Source organism: Phenylobacterium sp. Root1290, assembly GCF_001425305.1.
Classification (GTDB): Bacteria; Pseudomonadota; Alphaproteobacteria; order Caulobacterales; family Caulobacteraceae; genus Phenylobacterium.
Window position 1 is genome coordinate 433967 of sequence record NZ_LMEE01000001.1, and the last position, 15174, is coordinate 449140.

Consider the following 15174-nt stretch of genomic DNA (forward strand, 5'->3'; position numbering starts at 1 on the left):
GGTATAGTCGGATCATGATCCGACGCGCTGTCATCGCCAGTCTGCTCGCGCTCGCCGTCGCCCAGCCGGCGTACGCCGCGAAGAAGGCCGATGAGCCGTCGAAAGATGCGCCAGTCGGGCAGTACGTCGACGTCTTCCCTGTGGCGATGCCGATTGTCGCCGAAGGGCGGCTGGTGAACTACGTGTTCGTGGCCATCCGCGTGAACCTCACCGCAAGCGCCAACGCATCCAAGTGGCGCGGCAAGGAACCCTACTTCCGAGACGCGTTGGCGCGTCTGGGACATCGCACGTCCTTCGCAGGACCCAATGACTTCGCCTCGGTGGACGGGCCGCGTCTGATCGCGGCTTACCAGCGCGAAGCGGTCGCGATCGCGGGCAGCGACGTGAAGAGCGTCGTCATCAGCTCGCAGACCCCAAAGCAGCGGCGCGGCCTGCCCAAGCCGGGCGCGAGCGCTCCGCGCGCCGAGATTCAACCCTAGCTTTCGCGACATCGAGACGCCTCCCGCCGCGTAACCGTGGTCAACGGGGCGTTGCGTGTGCCCGTCACAACTGGCAACGTCGTGAACATCAATAAGGAGCGGCGGATCAACGGCGCTCTACTTGAGGGAAAAACGACAGGGGCCTGGAGCGTTGAGCACCGCCCAATCGTGGGCGGCGGCCAGCGTCTTCTCGCAATCGATAGGGGCGCTTAGAACATGAGTCTTACGCTTACGCTGGTGATCACCGCCGGCCTATTGGCGGTGCTCTACGGCATCGTGCGAACCGCACAGTTGTTGCGGGCTTCTCCCGGTAATCCACGCATGCAGGAGATCGCCGCGGCGATCCAGGAAGGGGCGCAAGCCTATCTGCGGCGTCAGTACACGGCCATCGCCATCGTCGGCGTCGTGGTCCTCATCGCCGCGGCGATCCTGATCGGGCCGCTGGCTGCGGTCGGTTTCGCGATCGGCGCGATCCTGTCGGGCGCGGCGGGCTTCATCGGGATGCTGATCTCCGTCCGCGCGAACGTACGCACGGCGCAAGCGGCTTCCGAGAGCCTGGCGAAGGGCCTTTCGCTCGCTTTCCAGTCCGGGGCCATCACCGGCATGCTGGTGGCCGGCTTCGCCCTGATCGGCGTGGCGGGCTACTATGCCATCCTCATCGGGCCCTTGAGGCACGAGAACACCAGCCGTGAGGTCGTCGATTCGCTGGTCGCCCTGGGCTTCGGCGCCTCGCTGATCTCTATCTTCGCCCGCCTCGGCGGCGGGATCTTCACCAAGGGCGCGGACGTCGGCGGCGACATGGTCGGCAAGGTCGAGGCCGGCATTCCGGAAGACGACCCCCGCAACGCCGCGACCATCGCAGATAACGTGGGCGACAACGTCGGTGACTGCGCCGGCATGGCCGCCGACCTGTTCGAAACCTACGCCGTGACCACAGTGGCCACCATGGTGCTGGCGGCGATCTTCTTCCGCGGCACGGACGTGGTCAGCAGCATGATGCTGCTGCCGCTCGCCATCTGCGGCGTCTGCATCGTCACGTCGATCATCGGCACTTTCGGTGTGCGTCTGGGCAAGTCCAACAACATCATGGGCGCGCTCTACCAGGGCCTGATCCTTACCGGTGTCCTGTCGGTGGCGGCGATCTACTGGGTGATGACCACGCTGGTCACTGGCCCGCTCACGGTCGGCGATAAGACCTTCGACGCGATGAGCCTGTTCTGGTGCGGCATCACCGGGCTGGTCGTCACGGCGCTGATCGTGGTGATCACCGAGTACTACACCGGTACGGGCTTCCGTCCGGTGAAGTCGGTGGCCAAGGCCTCGGTCTCCGGTCACGGCACCAACGTGATCCAGGGGTTGGCCATGTCGCTGGAATCCACTGCGGCGCCGGCCCTGGTCATTGTGGTCGGGATCATCGTGGCCCACGGCCTTGCCGGACTGTTCGGCATCGCCATCGCCACCACGGCCATGTTGTCGCTGGCGGGCTTCATCGTTGCCCTGGACGCCTTTGGTCCAGTCACCGACAACGCGGGCGGCATCGCGGAAATGGCCGGCCTCCCGCCGGAAGTCCGTGTCACCACCGACGCGCTCGACGCGGTCGGCAATACGACCAAGGCCGTGACCAAGGGCTACGCCATCGGGTCGGCCGGCCTCGGCGCCCTGGTGCTGTTCGCGGCCTATACCGAGGACCTGAAGTACTTCGCGGCCAACGCGGCCCCGGGCTCGTTCTTCGACGGACTGGGCGCGGTGGCCTTCGATCTCTCCAACCCCTATGTCGTGGTCGGCCTGCTGATCGGGGGGCTGCTGCCCTTCCTGTTCGGCGGCATGTCCATGACCGCAGTGGGTCGGGCGGCCGAGTCGGTCGTGGCCGAGGTTCGCCGTCAGTTCAAGGAGAACCCGGGAATCATGACCGGCGAGGTGAAGCCGGAATACGGCCGGGCGGTGGACATCCTGACCAAGGCGGCGATCAAGGAGATGATCGTGCCTTCGCTGCTGCCGGTGTTTTCGCCGATCGTGCTGTTCATCATCATCAACATGATCGCTGGCAAGGTGAACGCCTTCGCCAGCCTGGGCGCCATGCTGATGGGCGTGATCGTCACCGGCCTGTTCGTCGCCATCTCGATGACCTCGGGCGGCGGCGCCTGGGACAACGCCAAGAAGCTGATCGAAGAAGGTCACTATGGCGGCAAGGGTTCGGAGGCTCACAAGGCCGCGGTCACCGGCGACACCGTCGGCGACCCCTACAAGGACACGGCTGGTCCCGCCGTGAACCCGATGATCAAGATCACCAACATTGTGGCTCTGCTGCTGCTGGCGGTCCTCGCGCATGGAGTGGTCGGCTAAGCCGCACGCGATATCGCAAAGAGAAAGCCCCGGAGAATCTCTCCGGGGCTTTTTTGTTCGTCGGGAATGTCTGTTCTAGCGACGATCGCCGGGGCGGGAGCCGGGCAGCCCTTCGTCGTCCGCATTCGGCAGCATGCCGCCGCGACCGACGTTGCCGAGGAGCTGTTCGAGAATCGTCAGCTCACGGCCCCGGGTCGGGGTCTCGCGACCGTTGAAGGCGATGACCTTGCCGTCCTTCAGCGTCATCGTGTCCACGGTCTTCACGACCTCGCTGTCCTTGTCGAACGTCACCGCGACTACGTTTCGCGAGGTCACGACGGGGCGGCGGAACGCCACACGCTCTTTCACCTGATCGATGTAGAACCAGACGTTCGGGTCGAAGGTAGAGGTCGCCGACGGCGAGCCCAGGCTGGCGCGGACGGTCGACTTGGTGTCGGTTCCGACCTTTACGTCCTTGGGATTGGCCTCGATGGCCTGGAACCCGGAATAGGTCGTAATAGGCGCACAGGCGGTGGCCGAGGTCAGCAGACCAGCGGCGAGTGCGGCATAGGCGACGCGGCGAAACATGTGCGGACCGGACCTGTTCAATTCTTCGAGGCTTTGACCTATCGCTCGCCGCCCCTTAGTTCAATGCCGCCTGTATCTGCGCCTGACGGCGAAATCGAGGCCGACATGTTTCTGGACCGCTTCTTCCGCCCCCGCACGAGCCTGGCCATGGGGCAGAAACTGTACGCCGGCGTTGTCGCGCAGGCGCGCACGCCGGCCCTCTATGAGGCCTACGGCGTGCCCGACACGGTGGAGGGCCGATTCGAGCTCTACACCGTCCACGTCTTTCTCTTGCTGGATCGGTTGAGGGGCCAGGGCGCCCGCGCCAGCGACACCTCCCAGGCGCTCTTCGACACCTATCTTGGGGCGCTGGACGATGCGCTGCGTGAAATGGGAGTCGGCGATCTTTCGGTCGGCAAGAAGATGCGCAAGCTCGGCGAGGCCTTCTACGGCCGCGTGAAGTCCTACGAATCCGCCTTCGCAGCCCTGCCGCAGACCGACCACCTGCACGCTCTGCTTGGCCGCACCGTCTATGCCCAGGGCGGAGCCGAGAATGTCGCCAAGCTGGGTGAATATGTGCTCCGGCAGCGGGCCGCGCTCGCCGAGCAGAAACTTGAGACGCTCCTCGAGGCTCAAGCCGCCTGGGGTGCGGCATGAGCGCCTGGCGTCACAGCGTCCGGCTTTCGGACCTGGCCCGCGGTCCGGTGAGCGTCACCCTTGAGCCGGATGCTGAAATGCGCGCCCAGATCGCCAAGGAACTCGGGCTGGAGAGCCTTCCGGCGCTTCACGCACGGATGACCGTCCGCCCATGGCTTGATGGCGCGGAGATCAGCGGGCGCTTCAAGGCGACCGTTGAGCAGATTTGCGGTGTCTCGCTCGATCCCTTCGAGACGCACGTCGACGGCGACATCACGGTGAGGGCCGTGCCGGCGGGGAGCCCGAACGCTCCGGCCGATTCGGAGGGGGGCGAGGTCGAGATGGACCTTGATGCGCCCGATCCGCCGGACGTGCTGACATCGGATGAGGTCGATCTCGCGGCCTATCTAGTCGAATTGCTCGCTCTCGAAATCGACCCATTTCCGCGAAAGCCGGGCGCGGAATTCGACTACCAGCCTGACGTTACCGAGGAATCGCCTTTCGCGGTCCTCAAGCGGTTGAAGGACGATGGTGCGTGATCGGCTCTCTATTTGCATCGAGGCGCCTCGGGACCTATCCTGAGCGTGCTTACGGCGCGACGCTGTGAGGGGTGAAGCAGCGCCGTGACGAGATCCCTGACCATTTCAATTGATGCAATGGGGGGCGACCACGGCCCCTCAACCGTCGTCCCCGGCGCCGCCCTCGCGGCCGCTGAGGCCCCCGCCTTGCGCTTCTTGCTGCACGGCGACCAGGACGCCATCGGGGCGGAACTCGCAAAACATCCGGTGTTGAGAGACCGCGTCGAGATCCGTCACGCCGAACGCGTGGTGGCCATGGACGAGAAACCCGCTCAGGCGCTGCGCCGCGGCAAGGGCACCTCCATGTGGTCGGCGATCGAGGCCGTGAAGGCGGGCGAAGCCATGGGCGCCGTTTCCGCGGGAAACACGGGCGCGCTGATGGCCATTTCGCTGCTTCAGCTGCGGATGAGCGTGGATGTGGAGCGCCCGTGCCTGGTGGTTGGATGGCCGGGCGTGCGGGGAATCACTACCGTGCTTGACGTCGGCGCCAACGTGGACTGCGACGCCGAGCGTCTCGTGGAGTTCGCCATCCTTGGCGAGGCGTTCCACCGGGCGGCGCACGGTGTGGCGAGGCCGACCGTAGGCCTGCTGAATGTCGGCTCCGAAGACATGAAGGGCCACGAGGAGGTGCGCCAGGCGCACGCGATCCTGCGGTCCGGCAAGTTCGATCTCGACTATCGGGGCTTTGTCGAGGGCGACGAGCTATCCCAGAACAAGGTCGATGTGGTCGTGACGGACGGCTTCACCGGCAACATCGCGCTGAAGACGGCCGAAGGAACGGCGAAATACCTGGGGGGCGAGCTACGTGCGGCGCTGACCGGTACGCTGACCGCCAAGCTCGGCGCGCTGATGGCCAAGTCCGGGTTGCTGAAGTTCCGCGAAAAACTGAGCCCTGACGCCGCCGCGCCTCTGCTTGGCCTCAATGGCGTGGTGGTGAAGAGCCACGGCGGCGCCTCGGCCCGGGATATCGCCGCGGCGATCCGCATGGCCTCGAAGCTCGCGCAAAGCGACTTCGCAGCGGAGATCGAACGGAATATGACGCGGCTTACCGCCGCGGTGGCCGAACAACAGCCGCCGGCCGTGGATGGAGCCGCCTGAGTGACCAAAGTTCTGCGTAGCGTTGTGACCGGCGTCGGAGGCTATTTGCCCGACGAGATCGTCACGAACAGCGATTTGTCCGAGATCGTCGACACTTCCGATGAGTGGATCGTCGAACGCACGGGTATCCGACAGCGCCATCGCGCGGCAAAGGACCAGCCGGTCTCCGACCTAGCCGTCGAGGCGGCGCGCCGGGCTCTGGAAGCCGCCGGCAAGACGCCCGCCGACGTTGACCTGATCATCGTGGCGACTACGACGCCCGATCTGACCTTTCCTGCCACGGCGACGATCGTGCAGCGCAAGCTGGGGTGTCCGGTCGGCATCGCCTTTGATGTTCAAGCCGTGTGCTCGGGCTTCGTCTATGCGCTCTCGACCGCCGACGGCTTTGTCGCGCGCGGGCGTTCGAAGTGCGCACTGGTCATCGGCGCCGAGACCATGACCCGATTGATGGACTGGACCGACCGCGGCACCTGCGTACTCTTCGGCGACGGCGCTGGCGCCGTGGTGCTCGAGCCGCAGGAAGGCGAGGGGACGACTGCCGATCGGGGTCTCCTCGGTTTTGCGCTCCGGGCTGACGGCACCAAGCAGGACCTGCTCTACGTCGATGGCGGTGTCTCCACCAACGGCCAGATCGGTCATCTGCGGATGCAGGGCAACCAGGTGTTCCGCCACGCAGTCGTGAATATTTCCGAGGCGATCACCGCCGCCGCCGCCGACGCGGGCGTACCCATCGAGGACGTCGATTGGTTCATTCCACACCAGGCCAACCAGCGAATTCTCGAAGGGGTGGCCAAGCGCGTTGGGATCCACGAATCCAAGGTCGTCTCGACCGTCGCTGAACACGCCAACACCTCCGCCGCCTCGATTCCGTTGGCCTGGTGGAAGGGCATGCAGGACGGCCGCATCAAGCCCGGGCAGATGTTGCTCCTGGAAGCGATGGGGGGCGGTCTGACCTGGGGCGCCTGCGTCGTTCGGTTGTAACCTTTGTTGCGAAGCGCTTGCGTCTGGCGCGCGTAGGCGCGAGGGTGCGTTCGGACAATTGAGCTCGAAGTCTTTGACCTGGCGTGACAATCAGGTAGTGACGGCGGGTCGATTATTAGAGTAACGGTGTTTTTTCGGGGTAGGGGCGTTCATGAAAGGCGCTACTGTGACGCGGGCCGACCTGTGTGAGGCGGTTCACGAGGAAGTGGGACTGACTCGGCAGGATTGTTCCGAGCTGGTCGAGCGGACTCTGGAACTGATGGCCCAGGCCCTCGAAAAGGGCGAACAGGTGAAACTTTCGGGATTTGGGGTCTTCCAGGTGCGTGAAAAGCGCGCCCGGATGGGTCGCAATCCCAAGACCGGGGAGCCCGCCGCGATCGAGCCGCGTCGGGTGATTGGCTTTCGGGCCTCCCAGGTCATGAAGGCGCGGGTGGACCGCGCCCTGGCGAAGTGAGGAAGGCGGCCAAGTGGCCAAGGGCCCGGACGCTTTTCGGACGATCTCGGAAGCAGCCGACGAGCTGAACGTGCCGCAGCATGTGCTGCGGTTCTGGGAGACCAAGTTCTCCTTTATCAGGCCTATGAAACGCGCGGGCGGCCGACGTTTCTATCGCCCGCAGGACATCGCAGTCCTGCGTGGCGTGCGCGCGCTGCTGCACGACGCCGGTTACACCATCAAGGGTGTGCAGAAACTGCATAAGGAGCAGGGGCTGAAGCGCCTGCTGGCGGCTGCTGACGGCGACGTGGGGCCGCATCCCGAGGGCCTGGCCGTCGATCTGGCCAATGGCGATCTCACCGAGGAGAGCCGCGAGCGTCTGCTCTTCGCCTTGGGCGATCTTCAAAGCGCCAAGCGTCGCCTTGACACCTTGCTGGACAAGGGCTGACGCCACACCGAAGGATCTGATCGTCCTCCGACCCCGAAATACAGCTTGCCCGCCGTGCGCAAGCGGTTAGAAGGGCCGCCTTGCCGATGTCGGAGCGTGGCGCAGCCTGGTAGCGCACTTGACTGGGGGTCAAGGGGTCGCAGGTTCGAATCCTGTCGCTCCGACCATCGGCTATACGGTCATCGGGACCGTTTCCTCCAAATCTCAGATACTGATCTGCTACGACTGACGCGAATTCAGCGCCGCGTGCGCTGAGCGCACGTGCAGGCTGGCGGGGCTCGCTTTGCATTCAAGCCGCAGGTCGGAGACCGCCCGCGACAGGGCGACTTCATCGGCCGCGGTTCATCCAGGAGATCAGCGGGAGAATCGGAACGCCCCAAGCCAGGCCACCGATTCCATAGAACGCCAGTTGCGCCGCCCAATGGTTGGGCAACCGTTCCCCGATCATCGTCATCACCCAGGCATAGAAGCCCAGGAAGGCGACGATGCCGATTCCGCCAATAAACTTTCGGACGCGCGCGCTCATGCCCATGCCTATAGGCGCCAGCGCGCGCGCCGTCACGTCCTAGCGCTTCTTGATGAGGCCCAGGAGGAACAGAAGGATGATCGCGCCGAGTGAGGCGACGATGAAGCTGCCGATCCAGCCGCCAAAACTGAAGCCGATGAGCCCGGCGATCCAGCCGCCGAGCAGCGCCCCGACCACCCCGACAAGCAGGTTGGTCAGTAGCCCGTGGTCACGTTTCATCACCTTCTCGGCGACGAAGCCGGCAGCGATGCCGATGATGATCCACCCGATAATACCCACGCCCTGCATAGTTTAACCCTCCGGTTGAGTCCCACTCACCAAATGCGGTCAAGCTTCCGTGGTTCCGCCTCCCGAGCATGGACCTTAGGCGCGATCTCCGATAGCGGATCGCCGTAAGAACGCCCTGAAGAGCCTGCACCTTAAGTCATGACCTCGTTTCTTCGTTCAGACCGGTCACGCCCGGTTGCGATTTGGCTGTTCATCGTCGCCGCCCTAGTGCTGGCGATGGTGGTTGTCGGAGGCGCGACTCGTCTGACCGACTCCGGCCTTTCGATCACTGAGTGGAAGCCGGTGACCGGCGCGCTGCCGCCGATGTCGGCGCAGGACTGGGCCGACGAGTTCGCGCGGTACAAAGAGATTCCGCAGTACCAGCAGGTCAACAAGGGCATGACCCTGGAGGCCTTCAAGGCCATCTATTGGTGGGAGTGGAGCCATCGCCTGCTCGGCCGCCTGGTTGGCGCCGTGTTCGCCTTGCCGTTCGCCTACTTCCTCATCCGCCGGGAAATGCCCAGGCGCCTGATCATCCGATGCACCGGTCTGTTCGTGCTGGGCGGGCTGCAGGGCGCGGTGGGGTGGTGGATGGTCGCCAGCGGCCTCGTGGATCGCGTGTCGGTCGCGCCCGAGCGCCTGGCGATCCACCTCGGCCTGGCGTTCGCTCTGCTGGGCGCCCTGGTGTGGACCGCACTGGACGCCTGGTCGGGCGCCCCGCGCCAGACGGTGCCGAGCCCCTGGACCCGCGGTGCATGGGTTCTGATCGGCCTGATCTTCTTCCAGATCCTGTTGGGCGCGCTTGTCGCTGGGAACGACGCCGGCTTTGTCTACAACGACTGGCCGCTGATGAATGGGGCGCTGTTCCCCGCGGACTACGCAGGCAATGGACTTTGGGCGACCTTGGCGCATAGCCAGGCCGCCGTGCAGTTCAATCACCGGGTCATCGCCTATGTGCTGACCGCTGTCGGCGTCGGCATGGCCTGGGTGGCTGCGCGTTCGCCCTATCTGCCGGCCGAAGCGAAGTTGCTCGCCCTGGCCACCGGCGCAGCCATCGTGTTGCAGGCGCTGCTTGGTATCGTCACGCTTGTAGCCGGGGTGCCGGTCTGGTTGGGCATGGCCCACCAGGTGACGGCCGCCGTGGTGCTTTCGCTTGCGGTGGCCTTCGGCTGGCGCGTGCGGCGTCCCTAGGTCTTCAGGGACGCCCAAGGCCCGGTGATCGCAAGCGTGCAGCCGGGCGCGTAGATGTTTACGAACAGAGTCGAACCGTCCGGTGAGAAGCAGACCCCGGCGAGTTCGGACGTGCCGCGGACCTTGGCGCCTGGCAGGGTCTGGGCGTTTCGCCCGAGGGTGTAGATTTGGCCCTGAGGCGTGATGGCGCGCAGGTAGTTGGTGCCGCCGATCTTGTCCTCGCAGGTCACGATATGCCCCCAGGGTGCGATGGCGAGGTTGTCCGCCATCTCCATGACGCGGGTGTCCGAGGGCTCGACGAACAGTTGCAGGCGGCCCGGCTCATCAAGCTCCCCAGCCTGGCCCTCATGTGGGCTGGGCACGTAGCGCATCACCTGACCATGGAACTTCGGCCCGCCGCTGGTGCAGGTGAAGTAGAGCTCGTCCTTGCCGAAGAAGATGCCTTCGCCACGCGCGAACCATGAGGCCCCTGCCGCATTCCCACGCTGACGCAGGTCGTTGCCCGGATTGTCGACGCCGTCGAGATCGATCCAGCGGACGTTGCGCCAGTCGCCCTGTTTCCAGGAGACGGCGTCCCAGTTGCGCGGATCGCCTTCGCCGATGACGGCCAGGGCCTGCAGCTTGCCCCCGGCGTGCAGCTTGCGCCGGTCGTTGGGCAGGTATCGGTAGAATAGGCCTTTGCCGTCGACCTCGTCCTCGGTGAGGTAGATCACGCCAGTGCGCGGATCGATCGCGCAGGCCTCGTGCTTGAAACGCCCCATGCCGGTGATCGCGATGGGCTCCGCCAGGCCACGCTTGGCTGAAGGCACTTCGAAGACCCAGCCATGGTCCTTCTTCACGCCCTGACCGGCCTTCACGACGGTTTCCTCGCAGGTCAGCCACGAGCCCCAGGGCGTCACGCCGCCAGCGCAGTTGACGGCGGATCCCGCAAGGCTGAGGTGCTGAGCCTTCAGTTCGCGCGACTTGAGGTCATAGATCAGCGTGCTCGTGCCGCCGCCCAGCGGCAGGCCTTCGATGTCCGTATCGTAGAGGTCGGAGGCTTTGATCCTGCCCGCCAGACTACGATCCTCGCCGAAAGCTGTGATCTTCAGATCGCGGGGAGGGGGGCTGATCTCGTGATTGCGGACGAGGGCGACCTTGTTGCGCCCTGCCGGGAAGCATCCCATGCCGTCCATCTTGCCGGCGGCGATAAGCCCGTCGTCCATCCTGTCGCCGAAGCGCGAGATGACCTTGTAAGAGAAGCCCTCGGGCAGGTCGAAGATTTCGGCCGGGTCGCGAAGGAGGGGGCCATAGCCCGTCACTTCGCTAGCGTAGCCCGGGTTGGAATAGCCGTCGGCGTCGGAGGTGATTTGGGCGTTGGCGTACCGTGCGAGCCCTGCAAAGGCGGCGGAGGCGGCTGCGGTCTGAAGGAACTGGCGACGCGACGCGAACATGAAGGGCTTTCCAGCTGGGCCATGGGACGGGCCTAGACCATAGAAGCCAAGCAGCGAAAATGCGCGGTATCATAATACCTCACGCAGCAAAGCCTTATGTGGTAACGATTTGAGGATCGTCGAGCGCAAACGCTGTTGACAGGCGGTTGGTAACCCCGTACTAGCCGCGCCCTCGCCGGGACCTTCTCGTCCCGCTAACCTAACGGACCCGTTCCCATGATGAAGACGACGGCTTCGCTGAAGCCCGCCGACGTCGAGAAGAAGTGGATCGTGATCGATGCAGAGAACGCCGTGGTCGGCCGTCTCGCTTCGTTCATCGCCATGCGTCTTCGCGGCAAGCACCGCCCGGACTACACCCCGCACGTCGATTGCGGCGACTATGTCGTCGTCGTCAACGCGAACAAGGTGAAGTTCACCGGCAAAAAGCTGCAGGACAAGACCTACTACTGGCACACCGGTTATCCGGGCGGCATCAAGGAACGCACTGCGGACAAGATCCTCGGCGGCAAGTATCCGGAGCGCATCCTGGAAAAGGCCGTTGAGCGCATGTTGCCCAAGGAAAGCCCGCTGGCCCGCAAGCAGATGACGCACCTGCGCATCTACAATGCCGGCGAGCATCCGCACGAAGCGCAGAACCCCGAGACCATCGCGTTCGCTTCGCTGAACGCCAAGAACGTGCGGAGCCTGTAAGACAGATGTCCGAGACCCAAGGTTTCGAGGCCCTGCAAGGCCTCTCGTCCAACCCGCAAGCCGCGCCGGCTGAGCCGAAGATCGACGCTCAAGGCCGCGCCTATGCGACCGGCAAGCGCAAGAACGCGATCGCCAAGGTCTGGATCAAGCCCGGCAAGGGCACGATCACGATCAACGGCCGCGACCAGGAAGTGTACTTCGCTCGCCCGGTCCTGCGCATGATGATCGCCCAGCCGTTCCAGGTCACCGACCGCGTCGGCCAGTTCGACGTGATCGTCTCGGTCGAAGGCTCGGGCCTGTCGGGCCAAGCCGGCGCCATCCGCCACGGCCTGTCCAAGGCTCTCACCTACTACGAACCGGCCCTGCGCCCGGTCCTGAAGCCGCACGGCTTCCTGACCCGCGACAGCCGCGTCGTTGAGCGTAAGAAGTACGGCAAGGCCAAGGCCCGCCGCAGCTTCCAGTTCTCGAAGCGCTAAGAGCTGCGCGAGAAATCGCGTTTGGGAAGGGCGCTTCGGGAAACCGAGGCGCCCTTTCTGCTATCTGATCCACCTGTTCTGGATTTCCGATCATGGCCCACACAGTCTTCATCGATGGCGAAGCCGGCACCACTGGCCTGCAGATCCGGCAACGCCTGGCCGAGCGCCGCGACCTGGAAGTCGTGTCGATCGACCCGGCCAAGCGCAAGGATCCGGCTGCCCGCGCGGAGTTGCTGAACGGCGTCGACGTCGCGATCCTCTGCCTGCCCGACGAAGGGGCCAAGGAAGCGGTCGAGATGATCACCAACCCGGCAGTCAAGATCGTCGACCCCTCGACCGCGCACCGGGTCTCGCCCGAATGGGTCTTCGGCTTCCCCGAGTGGAAGCCTGGGCATCGCGACGCCATCCGCGCGTCGAAGCGCGTCACGAACCCCGGCTGCTGGTCGACGGGATTCATCGCGCTGGTGGCGCCGCTGGTCCGAGACGGGCTGCTGCCGGCCGACGCACTGCTCAGCGTGCACGGCGTTTCCGGCTACTCCGGGGGCGGCCGCGGCCTGATCGAGGAATTCGAGCAGCATGAGCAACCGACCGGCACGCGCGATGCGTTCCGAGACTACGGCCTGACGCTGAACCACAAGCATCTGCCGGAGATGGCGGTCTATACGGGGCTGGAGAATGCGCCGTTGTTCTCGCCGGCGGTCGGCCGCTACGCGCAGGGCATGCTGGTGGAGGTCCCGCTGCATCTGAAGGGCCGGTCCGTGAAGGACCTGCGCGACAGCTTGGCGGGCGCCTATGAGGGCGAGGCCTTCGTCCTGGTCGGTTCCGAGGCCGAGTGCGCGGAGCTTCAGGCGGCGCGGGCCGGCGCGGCCGGCTACAACGCGGCGCTCGATCCGGAGGCGCTGAACGGCACCAACAAGATGAAGCTGTACGTCTTTGGCAACGAGAGCCGCGGCCAGGCGCGGCTGATCGCAGTGCTGGACAACCTCGGCAAGGGCGCGTCGGGAGCGGCGGTTCAGAACCTGAACATCATGCTCGGTCTGCCCGAAGGCGAGGGACTGTGAGCCTGCGCCGGGCCGTTCTCGCCGACTCAGCGGAAGTAGCCCGGCTGCATCGGCAGGTCATGCGCGTGTCGCTGCCGTATCTTCCGGAGCTTCATACGCCCGAGGAAGACCTGTGGTTCTTCAGCGAACACCTGTTCCGGGAGAACGAGGTTTGGGTAGGCGAGGCGGACGGTGAGATTGTCGGCTATATCGCCTTCAAACCGGGCTGGATCAGCCATCTCTACATCCACCCCGATCACCAGGGGCGGGGCCTTGGCCCTGAACTGCTCGCCAAGGCGCTGGAGGACGGGACGGCTCGGGAACTCTGGACCTTCCAGCAGAACGCGCGGGCGCGCCGCTTCTATGAGAAGCGCGGATTCAGCCTAGTGCGGCTCACCGACGGCGCGGACAACGAGGAACAGACCCCCGACGCGCTCTACAGGTGGCCCGGCCGCTAGGCTTGCATCCGCAGTCGGGAGAGCGCCGTATCTCCCGGCATGAGCAAGATCGACAGACGCGCCTTTCTGATGGGATCGGCCCTGGCTTTTGCGCCAGGGCTCGCAGGCGCGGCCACGGATCCCTATGCCGCCTCGCCGTGGCGTAAGCTTTCGGACGCCGAGTGGCGCAAGCGCCTGGATACGCCGACCTACAACGTCCTTCGCAAGGAGGCGACGGAGATGGCCGGCACCAGTCCCCTGAACAAGGAAAAGCGCAAGGGGACCTATGTCTGCGCCGGTTGCGCGCTGCCGCTGTTCGTTTCGGATTGGAAGTTCGAGAGCGGGACCGGTTGGCCCAGCTTCTACACCGCCATCAAGGGCGCTATGGGCAAGAAGACCGACTTTGCGATCGGCGTGCCGCGGACGGAATATCACTGCGCCCGCTGCCTGGGGCATCAGGGGCATGTGTTCCCGGACGGACCCCGTCCGACGGGCCTGCGATACTGCAACAACGGCGACGCATTGCGGTTCATTCCCGCCAAGGCGTGACGGGCCGCAGCAACCTTCCCAATAGCGCGCCAATCGGCAGGTATTAGGTCGAGGCGTCTAGGAACCTGCCGATGGTTGTAGCGCGGCGAGCACATGATCTACGCCGCGCAGCACTGCATCGGAGTGGGTGAGGCCCAGCAGCGTCGCGTGCCCGGCGTTGGGCTCGTTCTCGTAGTAGCCGGCGCGGGAGTTACGCTCCGGCGCGCGCCGCGCCTTGTTCCACCCCGCCATGAGCTCAGAATCGCCTGCCGTGATCACCGCCACCGGCCAGTCGGGGTTCAGCGGCACGGCCGCGGCCTGGGCGGCGCCTTGTGGCCAGACCATTACCTCGTCGGCGGCCGTGCGCGCATGGCGGCCCGAGACGAAGGCGTGGCGCTTTTCCGCCTGGCCCTGCGGCGGCAGGCCGATGCGGTCGCCCTTGTAGTAGGCGATCTTGGTCAATCCCAGGCTGCCGGCGATCGCGCTGGCCCGCGCCACCATCTGCACGCGGTCGAGGAACCGTTGCGCGTCCGGGCTCGCGGCCATTTCAGGCGTCGTCGCTTCCAGGAGAACGAGGCCGGCCACCTGCTCGGGGTGCTGGCCGGCGTAGAGGCGGATGTGCTGGCCGGCCATCGAATGGGCCATGAACACGAACGGCCCGATTTCTCCCGAGGCGGCGATGAGTTTGCCGAGATCCGCGGCGATTGCCGCGCTGTCGCGTGGCTTGGGCCCCGGATCGGAAAAGCCCATGCCTGCGCGGTCATAGGCGCAGGAGCGAAGGCCCTTGGCCGCCAGACGTTGCTGGATGGCGGCGAAGTCGGCGGCCAGGCCCCAGGCGCCGGCCTCCATCCAGATCACCGGCTGGTCGGTCTTGGGACCGGCGCAGACGAGCCGAAGCTTCCGGCCGCCGACATCGACGGATCGGCCGCTGGGCTCGAAGTGTCCCGATAGCGCCACCAGCGCGAAGCCCGCGCCAACCCACAGGGCCAGCAGCGCCGCCAGCCCCAGCCCGATCGCCTTGATCATCTCGCCCCCGAAAGCTCA

At 65.4% G+C, this 15174-nt stretch carries 19 protein-coding genes and 1 tRNA gene; 15 read left to right on the top strand and 5 right to left on the bottom strand.

The window, feature by feature from the left end; genetic code table 11:
* Positions 1 to 14 precede the first annotated feature (14 nt).
* Both ASC79_RS02085 and ASC79_RS02090 read left to right on the top strand, forming a co-directional pair.
* Complete coding sequence (locus ASC79_RS02085; RefSeq protein ID WP_056018987.1) at positions 15 to 479, top strand: hypothetical protein; 465 nt, start codon at positions 15 to 17, stop codon at positions 477 to 479.
* A gap of 216 nt (positions 480 to 695) precedes the next feature.
* A complete protein-coding gene (locus tag ASC79_RS02090) occupies positions 696 to 2822 on the top strand; it encodes a sodium-translocating pyrophosphatase (RefSeq protein ID WP_056018990.1) in 2127 nt (708 codons plus the stop codon).
* A 75-nt stretch (positions 2823 to 2897) separates the two neighbouring features.
* On the opposite strand, the gene ASC79_RS02095 is transcribed toward ASC79_RS02090, so the two are convergent.
* Positions 2898 to 3389, bottom strand: a complete 492-nt coding sequence (locus ASC79_RS02095) for an outer membrane protein assembly factor BamE (protein ID WP_056018992.1) — start codon at positions 3387 to 3389, stop codon at positions 2898 to 2900.
* Positions 3390 to 3494: 105 nt separating this feature from the next.
* Here ASC79_RS02095 and ASC79_RS02100 point away from each other — a divergent pair, with 105 nt between their 5' ends.
* From ASC79_RS02100 to ASC79_RS02130, 7 genes are all read left to right on the top strand, one after another.
* On the top strand, positions 3495 to 4025 hold the full coding sequence (locus ASC79_RS02100) for a ubiquinol-cytochrome C chaperone family protein (protein ID WP_056020894.1): 531 nt from the start codon (positions 3495 to 3497) through the stop codon (positions 4023 to 4025).
* Entirely contained in the window at positions 4022 to 4543 is a 522-nt protein-coding gene (locus ASC79_RS02105; RefSeq protein ID WP_056018995.1) for a DUF177 domain-containing protein, read from the top strand. The genes ASC79_RS02100 and ASC79_RS02105 overlap by 4 nt, the downstream gene beginning before the upstream one ends.
* Positions 4544 to 4627: 84 nt before the next feature.
* Positions 4628 to 5680 carry a phosphate acyltransferase PlsX gene (plsX, locus tag ASC79_RS02110; protein ID WP_082531894.1) on the top strand — a complete coding sequence of 351 codons (1053 nt, stop codon included), beginning with the start codon at positions 4628 to 4630 and terminating at the stop codon, positions 5678 to 5680.
* Positions 5681 to 6661, top strand: a complete 981-nt coding sequence (locus ASC79_RS02115) for a beta-ketoacyl-ACP synthase III (protein ID WP_056019001.1) — start codon at positions 5681 to 5683, stop codon at positions 6659 to 6661. It begins immediately after the preceding gene.
* A 151-nt stretch (positions 6662 to 6812) separates the two neighbouring features.
* Positions 6813 to 7115, top strand: a complete 303-nt coding sequence (locus ASC79_RS02120) for an integration host factor subunit alpha (protein WP_056019003.1) — start codon at positions 6813 to 6815, stop codon at positions 7113 to 7115.
* A gap of 13 nt (positions 7116 to 7128) precedes the next feature.
* Positions 7129 to 7542: a MerR family transcriptional regulator gene (locus tag ASC79_RS02125; RefSeq protein WP_056019007.1), complete on the top strand. Its 414-nt coding sequence runs from the start codon at positions 7129 to 7131 to the stop codon at positions 7540 to 7542.
* A gap of 90 nt (positions 7543 to 7632) precedes the next feature.
* Positions 7633 to 7709: transfer RNA gene (locus ASC79_RS02130), tRNA-Pro, on the top strand.
* Positions 7710 to 7870: 161 nt separating this feature from the next.
* On the opposite strand, the gene ASC79_RS02135 is transcribed toward ASC79_RS02130, so the two are convergent.
* Together ASC79_RS02135 and ASC79_RS02140 are read right to left on the bottom strand one after the other, a co-directional pair.
* Positions 7871 to 8074, bottom strand: coding sequence for a DUF2842 domain-containing protein (locus tag ASC79_RS02135; protein ID WP_235528864.1), 204 nt, complete (start codon positions 8072 to 8074; stop codon positions 7871 to 7873).
* A gap of 33 nt (positions 8075 to 8107) precedes the next feature.
* Entirely contained in the window at positions 8108 to 8356 is a 249-nt protein-coding gene (locus tag ASC79_RS02140; RefSeq protein ID WP_056019010.1) for a GlsB/YeaQ/YmgE family stress response membrane protein, read from the bottom strand.
* A gap of 138 nt (positions 8357 to 8494) precedes the next feature.
* Here ASC79_RS02140 and ASC79_RS02145 point away from each other — a divergent pair, with 138 nt between their 5' ends.
* Positions 8495 to 9526 (top strand): COX15/CtaA family protein, encoded by a 1032-nt coding sequence (locus ASC79_RS02145; RefSeq protein ID WP_056019013.1) that lies wholly within the window; start codon positions 8495 to 8497, stop codon positions 9524 to 9526.
* Here ASC79_RS02145 and ASC79_RS02150 read toward each other — a convergent pair.
* Positions 9523 to 10959 carry an alkaline phosphatase PhoX gene (locus ASC79_RS02150; RefSeq protein ID WP_056019016.1) on the bottom strand — a complete coding sequence of 479 codons (1437 nt, stop codon included), beginning with the start codon at positions 10957 to 10959 and terminating at the stop codon, positions 9523 to 9525. The two genes, ASC79_RS02145 and ASC79_RS02150, sit on opposite strands and share 4 nt — an antisense overlap.
* Before the next feature lie 216 nt (positions 10960 to 11175).
* On the opposite strand from ASC79_RS02150, the gene rplM reads away from it, so the two are divergent.
* The 5 genes from rplM (at position 11176) to msrB (ending at position 14151) form a co-directional block, all read left to right on the top strand.
* Positions 11176 to 11649 (top strand): 50S ribosomal protein L13, encoded by a 474-nt coding sequence (gene rplM / locus ASC79_RS02155; protein ID WP_056019019.1) that lies wholly within the window; start codon positions 11176 to 11178, stop codon positions 11647 to 11649.
* Positions 11650 to 11654: 5 nt separating this feature from the next.
* The gene (gene rpsI / locus ASC79_RS02160) at positions 11655 to 12125 is read left to right on the top strand and encodes a 30S ribosomal protein S9 (RefSeq protein WP_056019023.1); all 471 of its coding nucleotides are present in this window, start codon (positions 11655 to 11657) and stop codon (positions 12123 to 12125) included.
* 92 nt (positions 12126 to 12217) lie between these two features.
* Positions 12218 to 13186, top strand: a complete 969-nt coding sequence (argC, locus tag ASC79_RS02165) for an N-acetyl-gamma-glutamyl-phosphate reductase (RefSeq protein WP_056019027.1) — start codon at positions 12218 to 12220, stop codon at positions 13184 to 13186.
* Positions 13183 to 13623 carry a GNAT family N-acetyltransferase gene (locus tag ASC79_RS02170; RefSeq protein ID WP_200937065.1) on the top strand — a complete coding sequence of 147 codons (441 nt, stop codon included), beginning with the start codon at positions 13183 to 13185 and terminating at the stop codon, positions 13621 to 13623. The genes argC and ASC79_RS02170 overlap by 4 nt, the downstream gene beginning before the upstream one ends.
* Positions 13624 to 13662: 39 nt before the next feature.
* Positions 13663 to 14151, top strand: coding sequence for a peptide-methionine (R)-S-oxide reductase MsrB (gene msrB, locus ASC79_RS02175; protein ID WP_056019030.1), 489 nt, complete (start codon positions 13663 to 13665; stop codon positions 14149 to 14151).
* Between the two features lie 57 nt (positions 14152 to 14208).
* On the opposite strand, the gene ASC79_RS02180 is transcribed toward msrB, so the two are convergent.
* Positions 14209 to 15156: an alpha/beta hydrolase gene (locus ASC79_RS02180; RefSeq protein ID WP_056019033.1), complete on the bottom strand. Its 948-nt coding sequence runs from the start codon at positions 15154 to 15156 to the stop codon at positions 14209 to 14211.
* Positions 15157 to 15174 lie beyond the last annotated feature (18 nt).

Coding starts and splice junctions, on each gene's coding strand:
- ASC79_RS02140 (WP_056019010.1), bottom strand. CDS start 8,356: ATGCAGGGCGTGGGTATTATCGGGTGGATCATCATCGGCATCGCTGCC.
- ASC79_RS02120 (WP_056019003.1), top strand. CDS start 6,813: ATGAAAGGCGCTACTGTGACGCGGGCCGACCTGTGTGAGGCGGTTCAC.
- ASC79_RS02085 (WP_056018987.1), top strand. CDS start 15: ATGATCCGACGCGCTGTCATCGCCAGTCTGCTCGCGCTCGCCGTCGCC.
- rpsI (WP_056019023.1), top strand. CDS start 11,655: ATGTCCGAGACCCAAGGTTTCGAGGCCCTGCAAGGCCTCTCGTCCAAC.
- ASC79_RS02135 (WP_235528864.1), bottom strand. CDS start 8,074: ATGGGCATGAGCGCGCGCGTCCGAAAGTTTATTGGCGGAATCGGCATC.
- ASC79_RS02090 (WP_056018990.1), top strand. CDS start 696: ATGAGTCTTACGCTTACGCTGGTGATCACCGCCGGCCTATTGGCGGTG.
- ASC79_RS02150 (WP_056019016.1), bottom strand. CDS start 10,959: ATGTTCGCGTCGCGTCGCCAGTTCCTTCAGACCGCAGCCGCCTCCGCC.
- ASC79_RS02100 (WP_056020894.1), top strand. CDS start 3,495: ATGTTTCTGGACCGCTTCTTCCGCCCCCGCACGAGCCTGGCCATGGGG.
- msrB (WP_056019030.1), top strand. CDS start 13,663: ATGAGCAAGATCGACAGACGCGCCTTTCTGATGGGATCGGCCCTGGCT.
- ASC79_RS02105 (WP_056018995.1), top strand. CDS start 4,022: ATGAGCGCCTGGCGTCACAGCGTCCGGCTTTCGGACCTGGCCCGCGGT.
- argC (WP_056019027.1), top strand. CDS start 12,218: ATGGCCCACACAGTCTTCATCGATGGCGAAGCCGGCACCACTGGCCTG.
- ASC79_RS02180 (WP_056019033.1), bottom strand. CDS start 15,156: ATGATCAAGGCGATCGGGCTGGGGCTGGCGGCGCTGCTGGCCCTGTGG.
- ASC79_RS02145 (WP_056019013.1), top strand. CDS start 8,495: ATGACCTCGTTTCTTCGTTCAGACCGGTCACGCCCGGTTGCGATTTGG.
- rplM (WP_056019019.1), top strand. CDS start 11,176: ATGATGAAGACGACGGCTTCGCTGAAGCCCGCCGACGTCGAGAAGAAG.
- ASC79_RS02095 (WP_056018992.1), bottom strand. CDS start 3,389: ATGTTTCGCCGCGTCGCCTATGCCGCACTCGCCGCTGGTCTGCTGACC.